This window comes from Erwinia mallotivora (genome assembly GCF_000590885.1).
Taxonomy (GTDB): Bacteria; Pseudomonadota; Gammaproteobacteria; order Enterobacterales; family Enterobacteriaceae; genus Erwinia; species Erwinia mallotivora.
The window spans coordinates 1-15623 of record NZ_JFHN01000058.1 but is presented as its reverse complement, the minus strand read 5'-3'; the positions used below and the strand labels follow the sequence as shown (position 1 = coordinate 15623).

14 protein-coding genes are annotated in these 15623 nt (G+C 55.1%); 8 read left to right on the top strand and 6 right to left on the bottom strand.

What is annotated here, in order from left to right; genetic code table 11:
* The first annotated feature begins 119 nt into the window (after positions 1-119).
* Genes BG55_RS15495 through BG55_RS15480 form a run of 4 tightly spaced genes read left to right on the top strand, consistent with a single transcriptional unit; the run spans position 120 to position 3551 of the window.
* Entirely contained in the window at positions 120-1037 is a 918-nt protein-coding gene (locus BG55_RS15495; RefSeq protein ID WP_034939361.1) for a metal ABC transporter substrate-binding protein, read from the top strand.
* Complete coding sequence (locus BG55_RS15490; RefSeq protein WP_052018894.1) at positions 1034-1852, top strand: manganese/iron ABC transporter ATP-binding protein; 819 nt, start codon at positions 1034-1036, stop codon at positions 1850-1852. The genes BG55_RS15495 and BG55_RS15490 overlap by 4 nt, the downstream gene beginning before the upstream one ends.
* Positions 1852-2712 (top strand): metal ABC transporter permease, encoded by an 861-nt coding sequence (locus BG55_RS15485; RefSeq protein WP_034939427.1) that lies wholly within the window; start codon positions 1852-1854, stop codon positions 2710-2712. Before BG55_RS15490 ends, BG55_RS15485 begins: the two co-directional genes overlap by 1 nt.
* A complete protein-coding gene (locus tag BG55_RS15480) occupies positions 2709-3551 on the top strand; it encodes a metal ABC transporter permease (protein ID WP_034939359.1) in 843 nt (280 codons plus the stop codon). Before BG55_RS15485 ends, BG55_RS15480 begins: the two co-directional genes overlap by 4 nt.
* 109 nt (positions 3552-3660) lie before the next feature.
* On the opposite strand, the gene cobB is transcribed toward BG55_RS15480, so the two are convergent.
* Genes cobB through lolC form a run of 4 tightly spaced genes read right to left on the bottom strand, consistent with a single transcriptional unit; the run spans position 3661 to position 7674 of the window.
* Positions 3661-4494 (bottom strand): Sir2 family NAD+-dependent deacetylase, encoded by an 834-nt coding sequence (gene cobB / locus BG55_RS15475; protein WP_034939425.1) that lies wholly within the window; start codon positions 4492-4494, stop codon positions 3661-3663.
* Positions 4495-4533: 39 nt separating this feature from the next.
* Positions 4534-5778 carry a lipoprotein-releasing ABC transporter permease subunit LolE gene (gene lolE, locus BG55_RS15470; protein WP_034939357.1) on the bottom strand — a complete coding sequence of 415 codons (1245 nt, stop codon included), beginning with the start codon at positions 5776-5778 and terminating at the stop codon, positions 4534-4536.
* The gene (gene lolD, locus BG55_RS15465; RefSeq protein WP_034939356.1) at positions 5778-6482 is read right to left on the bottom strand and encodes a lipoprotein-releasing ABC transporter ATP-binding protein LolD; all 705 of its coding nucleotides are present in this window, start codon (positions 6480-6482) and stop codon (positions 5778-5780) included. The genes lolE and lolD overlap by 1 nt, the downstream gene beginning before the upstream one ends.
* Entirely contained in the window at positions 6475-7674 is a 1200-nt protein-coding gene (gene lolC / locus BG55_RS15460; protein WP_034939354.1) for a lipoprotein-releasing ABC transporter permease subunit LolC, read from the bottom strand. The genes lolD and lolC overlap by 8 nt, the downstream gene beginning before the upstream one ends.
* Positions 7675-7975: 301 nt before the next feature.
* Between lolC and BG55_RS15450 the strand changes: the two genes are divergently transcribed.
* Positions 7976-8185: a hypothetical protein gene (locus tag BG55_RS15450; protein WP_034939351.1), complete on the top strand. Its 210-nt coding sequence runs from the start codon at positions 7976-7978 to the stop codon at positions 8183-8185.
* Between the two features lie 76 nt (positions 8186-8261).
* The gene (gene mfd, locus BG55_RS15445; protein ID WP_034939350.1) at positions 8262-11705 is read left to right on the top strand and encodes a transcription-repair coupling factor; all 3444 of its coding nucleotides are present in this window, start codon (positions 8262-8264) and stop codon (positions 11703-11705) included.
* A gap of 72 nt (positions 11706-11777) precedes the next feature.
* Here the strand turns inward: mfd and BG55_RS15440 are convergent, their stop codons facing one another.
* A complete protein-coding gene (locus BG55_RS15440; RefSeq protein WP_034939423.1) occupies positions 11778-12317 on the bottom strand; it encodes a glycine zipper 2TM domain-containing protein in 540 nt (179 codons plus the stop codon).
* Between the two features lie 296 nt (positions 12318-12613).
* On the bottom strand, positions 12614-13918 hold the full coding sequence (locus BG55_RS15435) for an NAD(P)/FAD-dependent oxidoreductase (RefSeq protein ID WP_071995033.1): 1305 nt from the start codon (positions 13916-13918) through the stop codon (positions 12614-12616).
* 611 nt (positions 13919-14529) lie between these two features.
* On the opposite strand from BG55_RS15435, the gene BG55_RS15430 reads away from it, so the two are divergent.
* Complete coding sequence (locus tag BG55_RS15430; protein ID WP_034939345.1) at positions 14530-15129, top strand: carbonic anhydrase; 600 nt, start codon at positions 14530-14532, stop codon at positions 15127-15129.
* A partial coding sequence (locus BG55_RS15425) for a SulP family inorganic anion transporter (protein WP_034939343.1) occupies positions 15126-15623 on the top strand: 498 nt, incomplete at its 3' end. The genes BG55_RS15430 and BG55_RS15425, both read left to right, overlap by 4 nt.

Here is a 15623-nt window from a genome sequence, read left to right as displayed (position 1 = left end):
TCTCCTCGTCTATCAGCAAAGGTATCTCTGTCACATAAATGAGAATTATTGCTAACAAGTTATAGCAAGTGCTATATTTTATAGCATTGTCTATGTGACGTAATTTCAGGAGAAGGTGAATGAAAAAATGGCGGGTTCTGGCGTCAGGCTTTTCTGGCGCACTCATTGTCGTTCTGCTGCTTGCGGCTCCCACCGCGCAGGCGCAGGAAAAATTTAAGGTGGTCACCACCTTTACCATCATTGCTGATATGGCGAGGAACGTGGCCGGTGACGCGGCGGTGGTCGAGTCGATTACCCGAGCAGGAGCGGAAATTCATGAGTATCAGCCGACGCCGGGGGATATCCGCCGTGCACAGGGCGCACAGCTAATCCTGTCAAATGGCCTGAATCTGGAACTGTGGTTCAGAAAGTTTTATCAACACTTATCCGGCGTGCCGGAAGTCGAGGTTTCTACAGGGATTATACCGCTGGGGATAACAGCCGGGCCTTACAACGGCAAGCCCAATCCTCACGCCTGGATGTCACCCGACAATGCGCGTATTTATGTTAATAACATTCGCGATGCGCTGGTGAAGTACGACCCGTCAAACGCCGCGATTTATCGTAAGAATGCAGAAATTTATCAGCAAAAAATTGCCGCCACCCTGCACCCCCTGCGCGAAGAGATTGACAGCATACCGGCAGACAAACGCTGGCTGGTGAGCAGTGAAGGTGCTTTTTCCTACCTTGCACGCGATCTCGGGCTGAAAGAGCTTTACCTGTGGCCAATTAATGCCGATCAGCAGGGCACCCCGCAGCAGGTTCGCCAGGTGATTGATGCCGTCAACAAAAACGCCATTCCGGCGATCTTCAGCGAAAGCACCGTCTCTGACAAACCTGCTCGCCAGGTTGCCAGGGAGACAGGCGCACACTACGGCGGCGTACTCTATGTGGATTCACTCAGCACCGCTGATGGTCCGGTTCCCACCTATCTTGATCTGCTGCGTGTCACCACGAAAACGGTGGTGACAGGCATTACTGACGGGCTGAAACGATGAGTCACTCTCCCTCTGACAGCACTGCGCTGCATCCGGCCGGCATTGAGGCCTCAAATCTGACCGTTACCTGGCGCAATGGCCATACCGCGCTCAGAGATGCCAGTTTTTGCGTTCCCCAGGGGACGCTCGCCGCCCTGGTGGGGATCAATGGCTCCGGAAAATCAACGCTGTTTAAAGCGCTGATGGGCTTTGTTCCGCTGGCCAGTGGCAACGTCAGCCTGGCTGGCATGGCGACCCGCCAGGCATTGCAGCAGAATCTGGTGGCTTATGTTCCTCAGTCGGAGGATGTTGACTGGCATTTTCCGGTACTGGCTGAAGATGTGGTGATGATGGGGCGTTATGGCCACATGGGCAGGTTACGCATACCCCGTAAAGCGGACCGGGATGCGGTAACGGCCGCGCTGGATCGGGTGGGAATGGGAGATTTTCGTCACCGGCAGATTGGCGAGCTATCGGGTGGGCAAAAAAAACGCATCTTTCTCGCCCGTGCTATCGCTCAGGGTGGAAAAATTGTGCTGCTTGATGAGCCGTTTACCGGCATTGATATCAACAGTGAACAGCAACTTGTCTCATTACTGCAACAGATGCGGGATGAGGGATGCACCCTGCTGGTTTCAACACATAACCTTGCTGCCGTGGAGCGTTTTTGCGACTACAGCGTACTGATTAAAGGCACGGTGCTGGCCTGTGGCCCGACCGCCGAAACCTTTACCGCAGCGAATCTCAGCAAAACTTTCGATGGCATTCTGCATCCAGTGATGTCGGCGCTTACGGCAACTGAAGATGGCACACTGCCGCAGAAGGAGCACCGGTGATAAGCACATTACTGGAACCGTTTAGCTATCAATACATGCTCAACGCCATGTGGGTATCTGCGCTGGTGGGCGGCGTATGCGCTTTTCTCTCCTGCTTTCTGATCCTGAAAGGCTGGTCGCTGATTGGCGATGCGCTGTCCCATGCTGTCGTACCGGGCGTCGCCGGGGCCTGGATGCTGGGATTGCCCTTCTCGCTGGGGGCTTTTTTTTCCGGCGGGCTGGCTGCGGCGGCCATGCTGTTTCTCCATCAGCGCACCCGACTGCGCGAAGACGTGATCATCGGCCTTATCTTCTCCTCCTTCTTTGGTTTCGGGCTGTTTATGATGTCGCTTAATCCAACCTCGGTGAATATCCAGACCATCGTGTCAGGCAACATCCTGGCGGTGACACCCGCTGATATCCTGCAACTGGCCCTGAGTGGCGTGGTCTGCCTGACCATTCTGCTGCTGAAATGGAAAGATTTGATGGTGACCTTCTTTGATGAGAACCATGCCCGTAGCGTGGGTCTGAATCCGCTGCGTCTGAAAGCGTTGTTCTTTGTTTTATTATCGGTGACCACGGTCGCCGCGTTGCAAACCGTCGGGGCTTTTCTGGTGATTTGCATGGTAGTAGCGCCAGGGGCAACGGCATATTTACTGACCGACCGCTTCCCCCGAATGCTGATGCTGGCGGTGATCATCGGTGCAGTCACCAGCTTTTTTGGTGCCTGGATCAGTTATTTTCTTGATGGTGCGACGGGTGGGATTATCGTGGTGGCACAGGCGATTATCTTTCTGCTGGCGTTTTTGTTTTCGCCCAAATATGGCTGGCTGAACCGGCACAGACGCGCGCTATCACAGCGTGAGGGGCAGATGCCATGAGCCTCACATTTTTGCTGCAACCCTTTCAGTTTGATTTTATGCACAACGCCCTGCTGATTGCGGTGTTGCTGGCCGTTCCCTCGGCACTCATCTCCTGCCTGCTGGTGCTGAAAGGCTGGGCGTTACTGGGTGATGCCATGAGCCACGCGGTGTTTCCTGGCGTGGTGCTGGCCTGGCTTGTGGGCTTACCGTTTGCCGTGGGGGCCTTTTTCGCCGGGCTGTTTTGTGCGCTGGCAACGGGTTTTCTTAAGGAGCACACCAGAATAAAACAGGATGCCCTGATGGGAATTGTCTTCTCCGCCATGTTTGCCATCGGGTTAATCATGTCGGTGGCGGTTAAGGCTGAGATTCATCTCGATCATATTCTGTTCGGGGATATGCTGGGGATTAACTTCAGCGATTTAATGCAGACCGGGCTTATTGCCCTGCTGATTAGCCTGATTCTGGTGGCGAAATGGCGCGATTTTCTGCTGCATGCTTTTGATCCCATCCAGGCCAGCGCCAGCGGCCTCAATGCCCCGCTGCTGCATTACGGGCTACTGTGTATGACCTCGCTGACCATTGTCGCGGCGCTGAAAGCCGTGGGAATAATTCTGACCCTGTCGCTGCTTATCGCTCCCGGTGCTATTGCGCTGCTGCTGACCCGACGTTTTGTCAGCATGATGCTGGTTGCCGTGCTGCTGGCGGTGACGGTGACCTTCAGCGGCGTTTACCTGTCTTTTTTTATCGACAGCGCGCCAGCACCAACCATTGTGGTGCTTTTCTCACTGGTTTTTATCGTGGTGTTCACGCTGGTCAGCATAAGAGACAGACGTCGCCATCGCTGTCAGCCCGGCTGACGGGCTGACGGGCTGACGGGCTGACGGGCTGACGCAGATAAGGGACAACATCGTCGCGAACAGCAACAGCTTTTGTCACTTTTCAGCCCTCAGCCGCTGTCTTCGGCGTTCAGCGGCCAGCTTTTCGCAGCAGGTTTTGCACAAATTTCGGCACCACCTCACTGGCCGGCCCGTACTCTTTCTCATCAAACTCACTGCCCACCTGGCTGGGTTGCAGATTCAGTTCCAGCGTATGCGCCCCCTGCAACTTCGCCTCATGAACAAATCCTGCCGCCGGATAAACGTGGCCTGAAGTGCCAATGGCAACAAAGTAGTCGGCCTCCGCCAGCGCGGTGTAGATCTCATCCATCTGAAGCGGCATCTCGCCAAACCAGACGATATGCGGCCGCAGCACCGATGGAAACTGGCAACAGTGGCAGCGCTCATCGGGATTGACATCGTCCTGCCAGTTCACCACCTGACCGCTGATAACACAGCGCAGCTTCAGCAGTTCACCGTGCATATGGATGATATTACGGCTGCCCGCCCGCTCATGCAGATTGTCGATATTTTGCGTCACCAGCAAAAAGTGGTCACCGAGCGCCGCTTCCAGCTCTGCCAGAGCCAGATGCGCGGCATTAGGCGCAATCTCAGGCTGCTGCAAATGGCGTCGACGCGCATTGTAAAAGGCCTGAACCTTTTGCGGGTCCTGAGCAAACCCTTCCGGCGTCGCCACCTCTTCCACTTTGTGATCTTCCCACAGGCCATCCGCAGCGCGGAAGGTACGAATACCTGACTCGGCGGAGATACCCGCACCGGTCAGCACCACCACGCGTGGCAGAGGATTACGGGCAATCTCAATATTACGATCGCGTTCGAAAATGCGCTGACGAAAGCGCTGATGCACCTGACGTCGGTTTTTTTTGTAACGTGCCAGTCTCAGACGGCGTCGGGGGGTACGCATCATAACTTATCTGCTCCTTAACGTGCCGGAATGCGGCCTTTAGTGACCGCTGAGTACGCGGGCGGGGTCGATTCGACTGGCTCTTCTCGCCGGATACCAGCTGGCAATCAGGCTGAGCACCAGTGAGGTCAACAGCACAATGGTGACATCCAGCCAGTGGACTTCTGACGGTAAAAAGTCAATAAAGTAAATATCACCGGACAGAAAATGATAGCCGGTCAGGGATTCAATACCCCGAATCAGTGGCGTCAGGTTGTAAGCGGCCAGCACCCCAACCACCACGCCGCTGACGCTGCCCAGCAGCCCTGCCATCAGCCCGTACCAGACAAAGATTGCGCGGATCAAACCATCCTTCGCGCCGAGGGTACGCAGCACCGCAATGTCGCTGCTCTTGTCCTTCACCGCCATCACTAACGTCGAGACGATATTAAAACAGGCCACGCCAATCACCAGCACCATTGCCAGATACATAATGGCGCGGATCATCTGGATGTCACGGTACATATAGCCATAGGTGCCAATCCAGCTGCGGATATAGACGTAAGCATGGGTGACTTCACCGGCATCGCGCACCAGTTTTTGCGCGGCAAAGGGATCGTTCATTTTCAACGCAATACCGGTGACGTTGTCACCCATATTCAGGTATTGCTGCGCATCGGCCAGGGGCACCAGCGCCAGGCTGTGATCCAACATGCCGCTGAGGGCCAGAATACCGCTCACCTGGAGACGCACACGCTTTGGCTGCAACAGTTTTTGTCCCTGGCTGCTGTTGGGGATCAGGATAGTCAGCCAGTCGCCCTGTTTCAGATTGAGACTTTTTGCCAGCCCCTGACCCAGAATGATTTGTTGCTTACCCGCGCTGAAACTCTGCCAGGCATTATTCTGCACGTAAGCCGGCAGCGCGCTGAGTCGCGTTTCCTGTTGCGGATCGACGCCTTTTACCTGGACCGCCTGCAACTTCACCCCGCTCTCAATAAGCCCGGTGAAGTTGATATAGGGTGCGGCCGCAGCAATCCCCTTAACCTGCGCTACCTGCGGCAACAATGTCTGCCAGCCGGTAAAAGGCTGTTTCACCGGCTCGATTTCACCGTGAGGCACCACCGCCAGGATGCGGTTGTTCAGCTCACGTTCAAAGCCGTTCATCGCACTGAGACCAATAATCAGCACCGCCACGCCCAGCGCAATGCCGGCGGTAGAAATGACCGAAATCAGCGAAACCATGCCGCCACGACGACGCCCGCGGCTGAAGCGCAGGCCAAGCAGAAGAGAGAGAGAGCCGGTCATCACGCCAGCCCCGCCAGGGTTAAGGTGTCGCTCAACTGACCATCACGCATTTCCATCTGACGGTTAAGACGTTTTGCCAGGTGCAAATCGTGGGTAACCACCAGGAAGGCCGTGCCCTGCCGCACATTCAGCTCGCCGAGCAGATCGAAGATGGCATCGGCATTGCGGGCGTCAAGATTGCCGGTCGGCTCATCGGCCAGCACCAGACGTGGATTATTCACCAGCGCCCTCGCAATCGCCACGCGCTGCCGCTCGCCACCGGACAGCTCAGAGGGACGATGGTGCGCGCGTTTTTCCAGCCCGACGGCCCTGAGCATCTCCGTGGCTTTGGCCTGCGCCTCATCCTTCGCGACTTTGCCAATCAGTAGCGGCATGGCGACGTTTTCCAGCGCGCTGAAATCAGGCAGCAGATGATGAAACTGATAAATAAAGCCCAGCTCCCGATTACGTAATCCGGCTCTGGCGGCACCGGAAAGGCGGCTGAGCGACTGACCATTGAAAATCACCTCGCCGGATGTCGGCGTATCCAGCCCGCCCAGCAGATGCATCAGGGTACTTTTACCCGAGCCGGAACTGCCAACAATGGCCATCATCTCACCGGGTGCCACGCTGAAAGTGACGTTGCGCAGAACATCAGTCTGTACGCTGCCTTCCTGGTAGCCTTTGCACAGCTGGTCACACTGCAACAGGATTGTATTACTCATAACGTAAAGCCTCAGCGGGTTGAACGGCGGCGGCGCGCCAGGAAGGATAGAGGGTGGAGAGCAACGACAGCACCATCGCGCTGACCACTATGGTCGCCACCTGCGGCAGAGAAATCTCGACCGGTAGCGCCGCGCCATCAAGCAGCGTGCCGATGAGCGGCATCAGATTATTCAACTGGCTGGCCAACAGGACGCCCAGCAATGCGCCAAGTATCGAACCCACTATCCCTGCCGTCGCCCCCTGCACCATAAAGACCAGCACAATCTGGCGTCGCGTCAGTCCCTGCGTTTGCAGGATAGCCACTTCGCCCTGTTTTTCCATGATCAACAAACCCAGCGACGTGATGATGTTGAAGGCGGCAACGGCAACAATCAGGCTGAGCAGCAGCCCCATCATATTTTTTTCCATCCTTACCGCCTGAAACAGCTCGCCTTTGCGCTCACGCCAGTCTTTCCACACCAGCCCCTGCGGCAGGGTCTGCTGGCTCAGCGCATCAACCTGTAGCGGCTTGTCCAGCCATAAACGCCAGCCGGTAATGCTACCCGCCGGATAGCGCATCAGACGAGAAGCGTCCTGCTGATTAACCAGCATCTGATAGCCATCGACTTCGCTGTTGGCGGCAAAGGTGCCTGCCACGGTAAACAGACGCTGACTCGGCAGACGCCCCATCGGCGTGAACTGGCTGGCGGAAGGCACCATCAGACGAAGCTCATCACCCCGTTTGACGCCAAGCTGCTGCGCCAGCTGTTCTCCCAGAATCACGTTGTACTGGCCTGAGGTTAGCGCATCCTGAGTCACGTTGTTCAGATACGGCGTCAGTGGGTCAGGCTCATCAGGCGTGATCCCCAGCATCACCCCGACGCCGACGCCATGGGCGCTTTGCAGCACCACATCCGCCGTGGTCAGCGCAGTGATGCGGCTTACGCCATGCAGTTGCAGTGAACTGGCCGGGATCTGTTGCGGATCGAGAGAGCCTTTTTCGCTGGTCACCAGCGCCTGAGGCATCAGATTGAGCGTACTTTTTTCCAGTTCATGCTCAAAACCATTCATCACCGACAGCACGGTGACCAGGGCCAGCACCCCCAGCGTAATGCCAATGGCTGAAAGCCAGGAAACAAACCGTCCGAAACGGTCTGATGCTCGTCCACGCATATAACGCAGACCGATAAATAACGCGACAGGTTGATACATGTAATCCGTCTTCTGGCGATGGATAAAGTAAAAAAGTGATCGAAGATGATAAAGGACAGTCCGGCGTTATGGAACCTCCAGGCCACTGAGTCTGCACGATTGTTTTGTCACTAAAGGCGTCATGGCGATAAATAGCGCAATATCGTTTAAAAAACGCCCGCTATTTGCGCCATTGTTTCCGCCGTCCCGGCATACACTCTCTTTGACCGGCATCACCCGCGCCGGGCAAAGGGTCAGCACCCTGCGCTGTTCCCCGTCCCCATAACCGCCCAGACCGGGGCCGAATCCGGGAGTCGTTAACATGACCAGATATTCTGAAGGCAGCATCGTGAAACATAAAACGGGCGATATCAAAGGGATGGTGACTAACGTTTTCGCTCAGGACCACGCGCCGACCGGCTATTACGTGAGGTGGGATGACGGAAATCACAGCTATCACGGAGAAAAAGAGCTGAGATGGGCAAACATTGACCGCCCCAGAATGCACTACACGCAACAATCGCCAAAATAGAGGTATACTCCGGTTAGCCGAACGGGAACCTGAGGTTTCCTGCTCTCCTTAAAGTGAAGAGACCGCCTGACTGATTATGCCTGAACAATCCCGATATACCCTGCCCACCAAAGCAGGCGACCTGCGCCAGCTGGGGCAACTGACCGGTGCCGCCTGCGCGGTAGAATCCGCAGAAATCATTACCCGTCATCAGGGACCGGTGCTGTTAATCGCCGCAGATATGCAAAATGCCCTGCGCTTACAGGACGAGATTAAACAATTTACCGATGCGCCGGTGCTCAGCCTGGCGGACTGGGAAACACTGCCCTTTGACAGTTTTTCGCCTCATCAGGAAATTATCTCGTCACGTTTATCCACGCTTTATCATCTCCCCTCGCTGGAGCGTGGCGTGCTGATTCTGCCGGTGAACACGCTGATGCAACGCGTCTGTCCACACCGTTTTCTGCATGGTCATGCGCTGGTGATGAACAAGGGCCAGCATCTTTCCCGCGATACACTGCGTGCCCAGCTTGAACAGGCTGGCTACCGTCATGTCGACCAGGTGATGGAACACGGCGAATACGCCACACGCGGTGCGCTGCTGGATATCTTCCCGATGGGCAGCGAGCAGCCTTACCGCATTGATTTTTTTGATGAAGAAATAGACAGCCTGCGTCTGTTTGATGTTGACAGCCAGCGTACGCTGGAAGAAGTCGCAGCGATAAATTTGCTTCCGGCGCATGAATTTCCCACCGATAAAGCGGCCATCGAACTGTTTCGCAGCCAGTGGCGGGAACACTTCGACGTGCGCCGTGAGCCAGAACACATTTATCAACAGGTCAGTAAAGGCACCCTCCCCGCCGGTATCGAATACTGGCAGCCGCTGTTTTTTGACCAGCCACTGCTGCCACTGTTCAGCTATCTGCCTGCCAACACCCTGCTGCTGAGCTGCGGCGACATCGAAAGCAGTGCCGACCGCTTCTGGCAGGACGTGACGTCACGTTTCGAAAGCCGTCGCGTTGATCCCATGCGTCCGCTGCTGCCGCCCGAATCGTTATGGCTGCGCACCGATCAACTGTTCAGTGAGCTGAAAAAGTGGCCGCGCATCGGGCTGAGAAACGACCTGCTGGCGGATAAAGCAGGCAGTACCAATCTGGGCTACCAGCCCCTGCCCGACCTGGCGGTGCAGGCGCAGGCCAAAGCCCCGCTGGACCCGCTTCGCCACTTCCTGGAAACCTTTTCCGGCCCGGTGGTGTTTTCCATGGAAAGCGAAGGCCGCCGTGAGGCACTTCAGGAACTGCTGGCCCGTATCAAAATTGCGCCCAAAACCATTCAGGCGCTGCACCAGACGCAACAGCCTGCGCAGTATCTGATGATCGGTGCCAGTGAGCATGGTTTTATTGATGGCCTGCGTCACCGCGCATTGATTTGCGAGAGTGATTTACTGGGTGAGCGGGTCAGCCGTCGCCGTCAGGACAGCCGCCGGACCATCAATCCGGACGTGTTGATCCGCAATCTGGCAGAGCTGCATCCCGGTCAGCCGGTGGTACATCTGGAACATGGCGTGGGCCGTTATATTGGTCTTACCACCCTTGAAACCGGCGGCATCACCGCAGAATATCTGATGCTGGCCTATGCAGGCGATGCAAAACTGTACGTGCCGGTTTCTTCTTTGCATCTGATCAGTCGCTATGCCGGTGGTGCAGATGAGAATGCGCCCCTGCATAAACTGGGCAGCGATGCCTGGAGTCGTGCCCGGCAAAAAGCCGCTGAAAAAGTCAGGGATGTGGCGGCCGAGCTGCTGGACATCTATGCACAACGGGCAGCAAAAACAGGTTTTGCCTTTAAACACGACCGTGAACAGTATCAGCAGTTCTGTCAAAGCTTCCCGTTTGAAACCACCCCGGATCAGGCTCAGGCGATCAATGCGGTGCTCAGCGATATGTGTAAACCGCTGGCCATGGATCGACTGGTATGCGGCGATGTCGGCTTTGGTAAAACGGAAGTGGCCATGCGCGCCGCTTTTCTGGCCGTTGAGAACCACAAGCAGGTTGCCGTGCTGGTGCCCACCACCCTGCTGGCTCAGCAGCATTACGACAACTTCCGTGACCGTTTTGCTAACTGGCCGGTGCGTATCGAGATGCTCTCCCGCTTCCGCACCAGCAAAGAACAGACGCAGGTGCTGAAGGATGCGCAGGAAGGTAAAGTCGATATTCTTATCGGTACGCACAAGCTGTTACAGAGTGAGATTAAATGGCGCGACCTGGGGCTGCTGATCGTTGATGAGGAGCACCGCTTCGGCGTCCGCCACAAAGAACGAATCAAAGCGATGCGCGCCGACGTCGATATCCTGACCTTAACCGCCACGCCAATCCCCCGCACGCTGAACATGGCGATGAGCGGTATGCGCGACCTGTCGATTATCGCCACCCCACCGGCCCGTCGTCTGGCGGTAAAAACCTTCGTGCGTGAATTTGACAACCTGGTGGTACGCGAGGCGATTCTGCGTGAGGTGCTGCGTGGCGGCCAAGTGTACTACCTGTATAACGATGTGGAAAATATTGAGAAGGCCGCCAGCCGCCTGGCGGAACTGGTGCCTGAAGCACGCATTGCTATCGGCCACGGTCAGATGCGTGAGCGTGAGCTGGAGCGGGTGATGAACGATTTCCATCATCAGCGTTTCAACGTGCTGGTCTGTACCACCATCATTGAAACCGGTATCGATATCCCCACCGCCAATACCATTATCATCGAACGTGCCGACCATTTTGGTCTGGCGCAGCTGCACCAGCTTCGCGGTCGCGTAGGCCGCTCACATCATCAGGCCTACGCCTGGCTGCTGACGCCACATCCCAAAGCGATGACCACCGATGCCCACAAGCGTCTGGAAGCCATCGCCTCACTGGAAGACCTGGGTGCCGGGTTTGCGCTGGCCACGCACGATCTGGAAATACGTGGTGCCGGTGAGTTGCTGGGAGAAGATCAGAGCGGTCAGATGGAGTCGATTGGTTTCTCTTTATATATGGAGCTGCTCGAAAATGCGGTGGATGCGCTGAAAGAAGGGCGCGAGCCATCGCTGGAAGATCTGACCAGCAACCAGACGGAGATTGAGTTGCGGATGCCTTCTTTGCTACCGGATGACTTTATTCCGGATGTGAATACCCGTCTGTCATTCTACAAGCGCATTGCCAGCGCGACAGATGACAGCGAGCTGGAAGATCTGAAAGTAGAGCTGATTGATCGTTTTGGTCAGTTGCCTGATGCGGCGCGAAATCTGTTGGATATCGCCGCCGTGCGTCTGATCGCGCAAAAAATTGGTATTCGTCGGGTAGAAGCCAGTGAAAAAGGCGGCTTTATTGAATTTGCCGCGAAAAACAAAGTCGACCCTGGCTGGTTGATTTCGCTGTTGCAGAAAGAACCGCAACAGTGGCGGTTAGATGGCCCAACCCGGCTGAAGTTTATTCGCGATCTCAGCGAGCGTAAAACACGTATGCAGTGGATAAGGGAATTCATGGACCGGCTACTGGCAAACGCCGCCTGAGCGGATTAACTGGCTGAATACATCAACGAAAAAAGCGGCCTCGGCCGCTTTTTTTTACCCTCAGAGCAGGGATTATGCCTGGTTATTCAGCACCAGCTGTCCGTTGCTGTCCAGCGGAATGCGGGTTCCCGGGTCATTATCCATGCGGATTTTCCCCTGCTGATTACCAATCTTGTAGGTCACGTCGTAACCCATCATTTTTTCCTGCTTGTCATAGACCGTTTTGCAGCGCTGTTCGGTGGTGGTATAGGTATCACGCTCCTGCAAAGCGCCCTGCACCTGGTTGCCACCGTAGCCACCTGCCAGCGCACCGGCCACCGTTGCCACGCTACGACCTCGGCCGCCGCCGAACTGATGACCCAGCACGCCACCGGCCACTGCACCAAGCACAGAACCAGCGATGCGGTTTTCATCCTGCACCGGACGACGGTGCGTCAGCGTGACATTCCGGCAGTCCTGACGGGGATTTTTTGAGATTTCTTTTATCGGGGTGGCTGACAGCACCTGCGCATATTGCGGGCTGCGGTCAAACACATTCATACTTGCCACGCCAGCCACACCGAGTGCTGCCGCAACACCAATACCCACACCTGCCAACATTGATTTATTCACAGGATGTCCTCCGAAAATGTTACCACGCATCAGCGTCCCGGCCAGATGACTTTGCTGAGACGGTTACCCGGCGTGCGTGAAGCGCCGTATCTGGTTGAGATAAATTTTGCGCAGCAGGCTCAAATGTGACAATAAGAAAACAGGAAGAAATGAATATTACCGGGGATAACAGGCTGTTTTTAAGAGTCTTCTTAGCAGCTGCGTCGGATATGGCTGGCAGGCAGGGCTTATGTTGCCAGCGACAACATAAGCCCCTGTAGCGGTGATTTTGCTGGCTTTGCTGAAACTTAATCGATTCAGTGTAGTTTCAGACGGGGACGGATCACCCGGTTAATGCTACCCACCAGCATCATCAGCCCGGTTTTAAAATAACCGTGCAGAGCAACCTGGTGCATACGGTACAGCGATATATACACCATGCGGGCAATACGCCCTTCCACCATCATTGAGCCGCGCATCAGGTTACCCATCAGACTGCCAACGGTACTGAACCGGGAGAGTGACACCAGCGAACCATGGTCTTTATAGACGTAGGGTTTCTGTTTGTGTCCTTTGATCTCGGCCAGAATATTATTCAGCACCAGACTCGCCATCTGGTGCGCAGACTGAGCACGGGGCGGCACAAACCCGCCGGAAGGCAGCGCACAGGAGGCGCAGTCGCCAATGGCATAAATATCCGCATCACGGGTGGTTTGCAGCGTCGGCTCCACCACCAGCTGGTTGATGCGGTTGGTTTCCAGTCCACCTATCTCTTTCATAAAATCAGGGGCTTTGATCCCGGCAGCCCATACCATCAGGTCAGCGTCAATAAATTCGCCGGATTTGGTGTTCAGGCCATTTCCGTCGGCGCTGGTCACCATCGTCTGGGTCAGTACGCGTACGCCCAGTTTTGTCAGCTCCTGATGAGCCTCAGCAGAGATGCGCGGCGGCAATGCGGGCAGGATACGCTCACCGGCTTCCACCAGCGTGACGTTGAGCGCCTGGTTATCCAGCCCTTTATAGCCATAGCTGTGCAGCTGTTTCACCGCATTATGCAGTTCAGCCGAAAGCTCCACGCCCGTCGCGCCCCCGCCAACAATGGCGATATTTACTTTTTCCTGCATACCGGCACTGGAAGAGAACTTCAGGAACAGGTTGAGCATTTCATTGTGGAAACGTCGCGCCTGGTGAGGGTTATCAAGGAAGATGCAGTGGTCTTTTACGCCTGGCGTGCCAAAGTCGTTTGAGGTGCTGCCGAGTGCCATCACCAGCGTGTCGTAGCCCAGCTCACGAGCGGGAACCAGTAATTCCCCCTGGGCATCACGAATTTCAGCCAGTTGCAGCTTTTTATTTTCACGATCGATATCCGTCAGCGTGCCAAGCTGAAAGGTAAAGTGGTGGTTACGGGCATGTGCCAGATAGCTTAACGCGTCAATCCCCTCATCCAGTGAGCCGGTGGCAACTTCGTGCAGCAGTGGCTTCCATAAGTGGCTGTGGTTACGGTCAACCAGAATGATTTCTGCCTTTTTTTTCCGCCCCAGTTTATGTCCCAGCTGTGTAGCCAGTTCAAGTCCACCGGCACCTCCACCAATAATAACAATCTTCTTCATGGCTGTAGTCAAACGACCCCCTCAAAATGTGAACCAATCGTTAATTAAAAGTTAAGCTAATATCCTTAATTAACATAGGGTTGGCGTGTTAATTTGTTGTCTGACGGCAGAATAGCATGAGGCACCAGATGAGTCCTGTTAAAATTGATGCAAGTCAAGTTTTTCAGCCTGTTCCTGAAAAAACAGCGCTGTTTCCCCGATAATTTTTAATGTTATTTTGCCGCTCAGCACCCGCGGGAAATAATGCTTAAAAATAATATTAGTTAATTATTTTTAATAAAAACCTCTGTAAGAATTAATTATTCACTAAGTAACATGAATAATTAATCCTGTTGGTGAGCAAATCACCCGCTAAAACTGTTTTGAAAGAACTGAAATATCAGGCTGTTTTAAACAGTAAAATTCATCATATTTGAAATCCTGCCGTCTCTTATTTCACCGCCAGTCAATAACAGTGAAATCACACCCTTCCCTTTATTAAGAATTCCTTAAGATTTAACGGATAGATTATCCACCGGGCCCGCACTGGCATCGATGGCTGAATAACCTCGCGTGTTCAGGGGCATCAGAGACAGGCAGTACGAAAGCACGGCACTGCCGGGTTTTATCAGCAGAGGGATGGCATGAAAATCGTTGATACTTTAATGGTACGAAACCGGAGTTGGGCAAAACAGCAGAAAAGACGCAATGCAGACTATTTTTTGAATCACATTCGCGGACAGCAGCCGGTAGCCCTGTGGATTGGCTGCTCTGACAGCCGCGTACCGGCGGAGGTGCTGACCTGCGCACAGCCGGGGGAACTTTTTGTTCATCGTAACATTGCGAATATGGTGCTGGCAGAAGATGACAGCCTGATGAGTGTGCTTGAGTACGCGCTGGGTGATTTACATATCTCCACAATTGTCCTGTGCGGGCACTACGGCTGTGGTGGCGTCAGGGCAGCACTGGCAATACCGCCCGAAAACCACAGCGCCTGTTCCGCTTTACCTCGCCGTTTATCCATTCTCAGGGATTCCCTCCGTCAACCTGCCGACGTTGAATGCGATTCGGATCGGCTTATCGAAGCCCATGTGCGTATTCAGCTGACAAATCTGCTGAATTGTCGCCCTGTCAGACAGGCGGCAAGACAGGGAAAGGCACTGGATATTTATGGTTGTGTTTACGATTTACGCAGCGGCCATCTGAAACAACTCGTTCATCAGCATCAGGGAGCAGAAGGATGAATCTCACCGTATTACGAAAGGATTTTCTCGCGGGCGTGGTGGTTTTTCTGGTTGCGCTGCCGCTCAGCCTTGGCATCGCTCAGGCCTGCGATTTGCCTGCTTTTGCCGGACTGCTCAGCGGGGTGATTGGGGGCGTGGTTGTCACGCTTTTCAGTCCGTCGCGCTTTGCCGTCAGTGGACCGGCGGCGGGGCTGGTGACCATCGTTACGGGTGCGGTGGCGACGCTGGGATCGTATTCGCTGGTTCTGCTGGCGATAGCGATCGCGGGATTGCTACAGGCAGCCTTTGGCCTGTTACGTGCGGGTCGCTGGATTGGGCTGATCCCTGATTCAGTGATCCAGGGGATGATGGTGGCAATCGGCTTACAGCTGGTCCTGCAACAGATCCCGGTTTTCACCGGTGCTGAAACCGCTGCCGCTGGCGAATTATTCTCCCCTGCGTGCCTGTCGGTGGCAGCGGGCGCAATGCTGATTCTGCTGTTGTGGCAGCAGCCG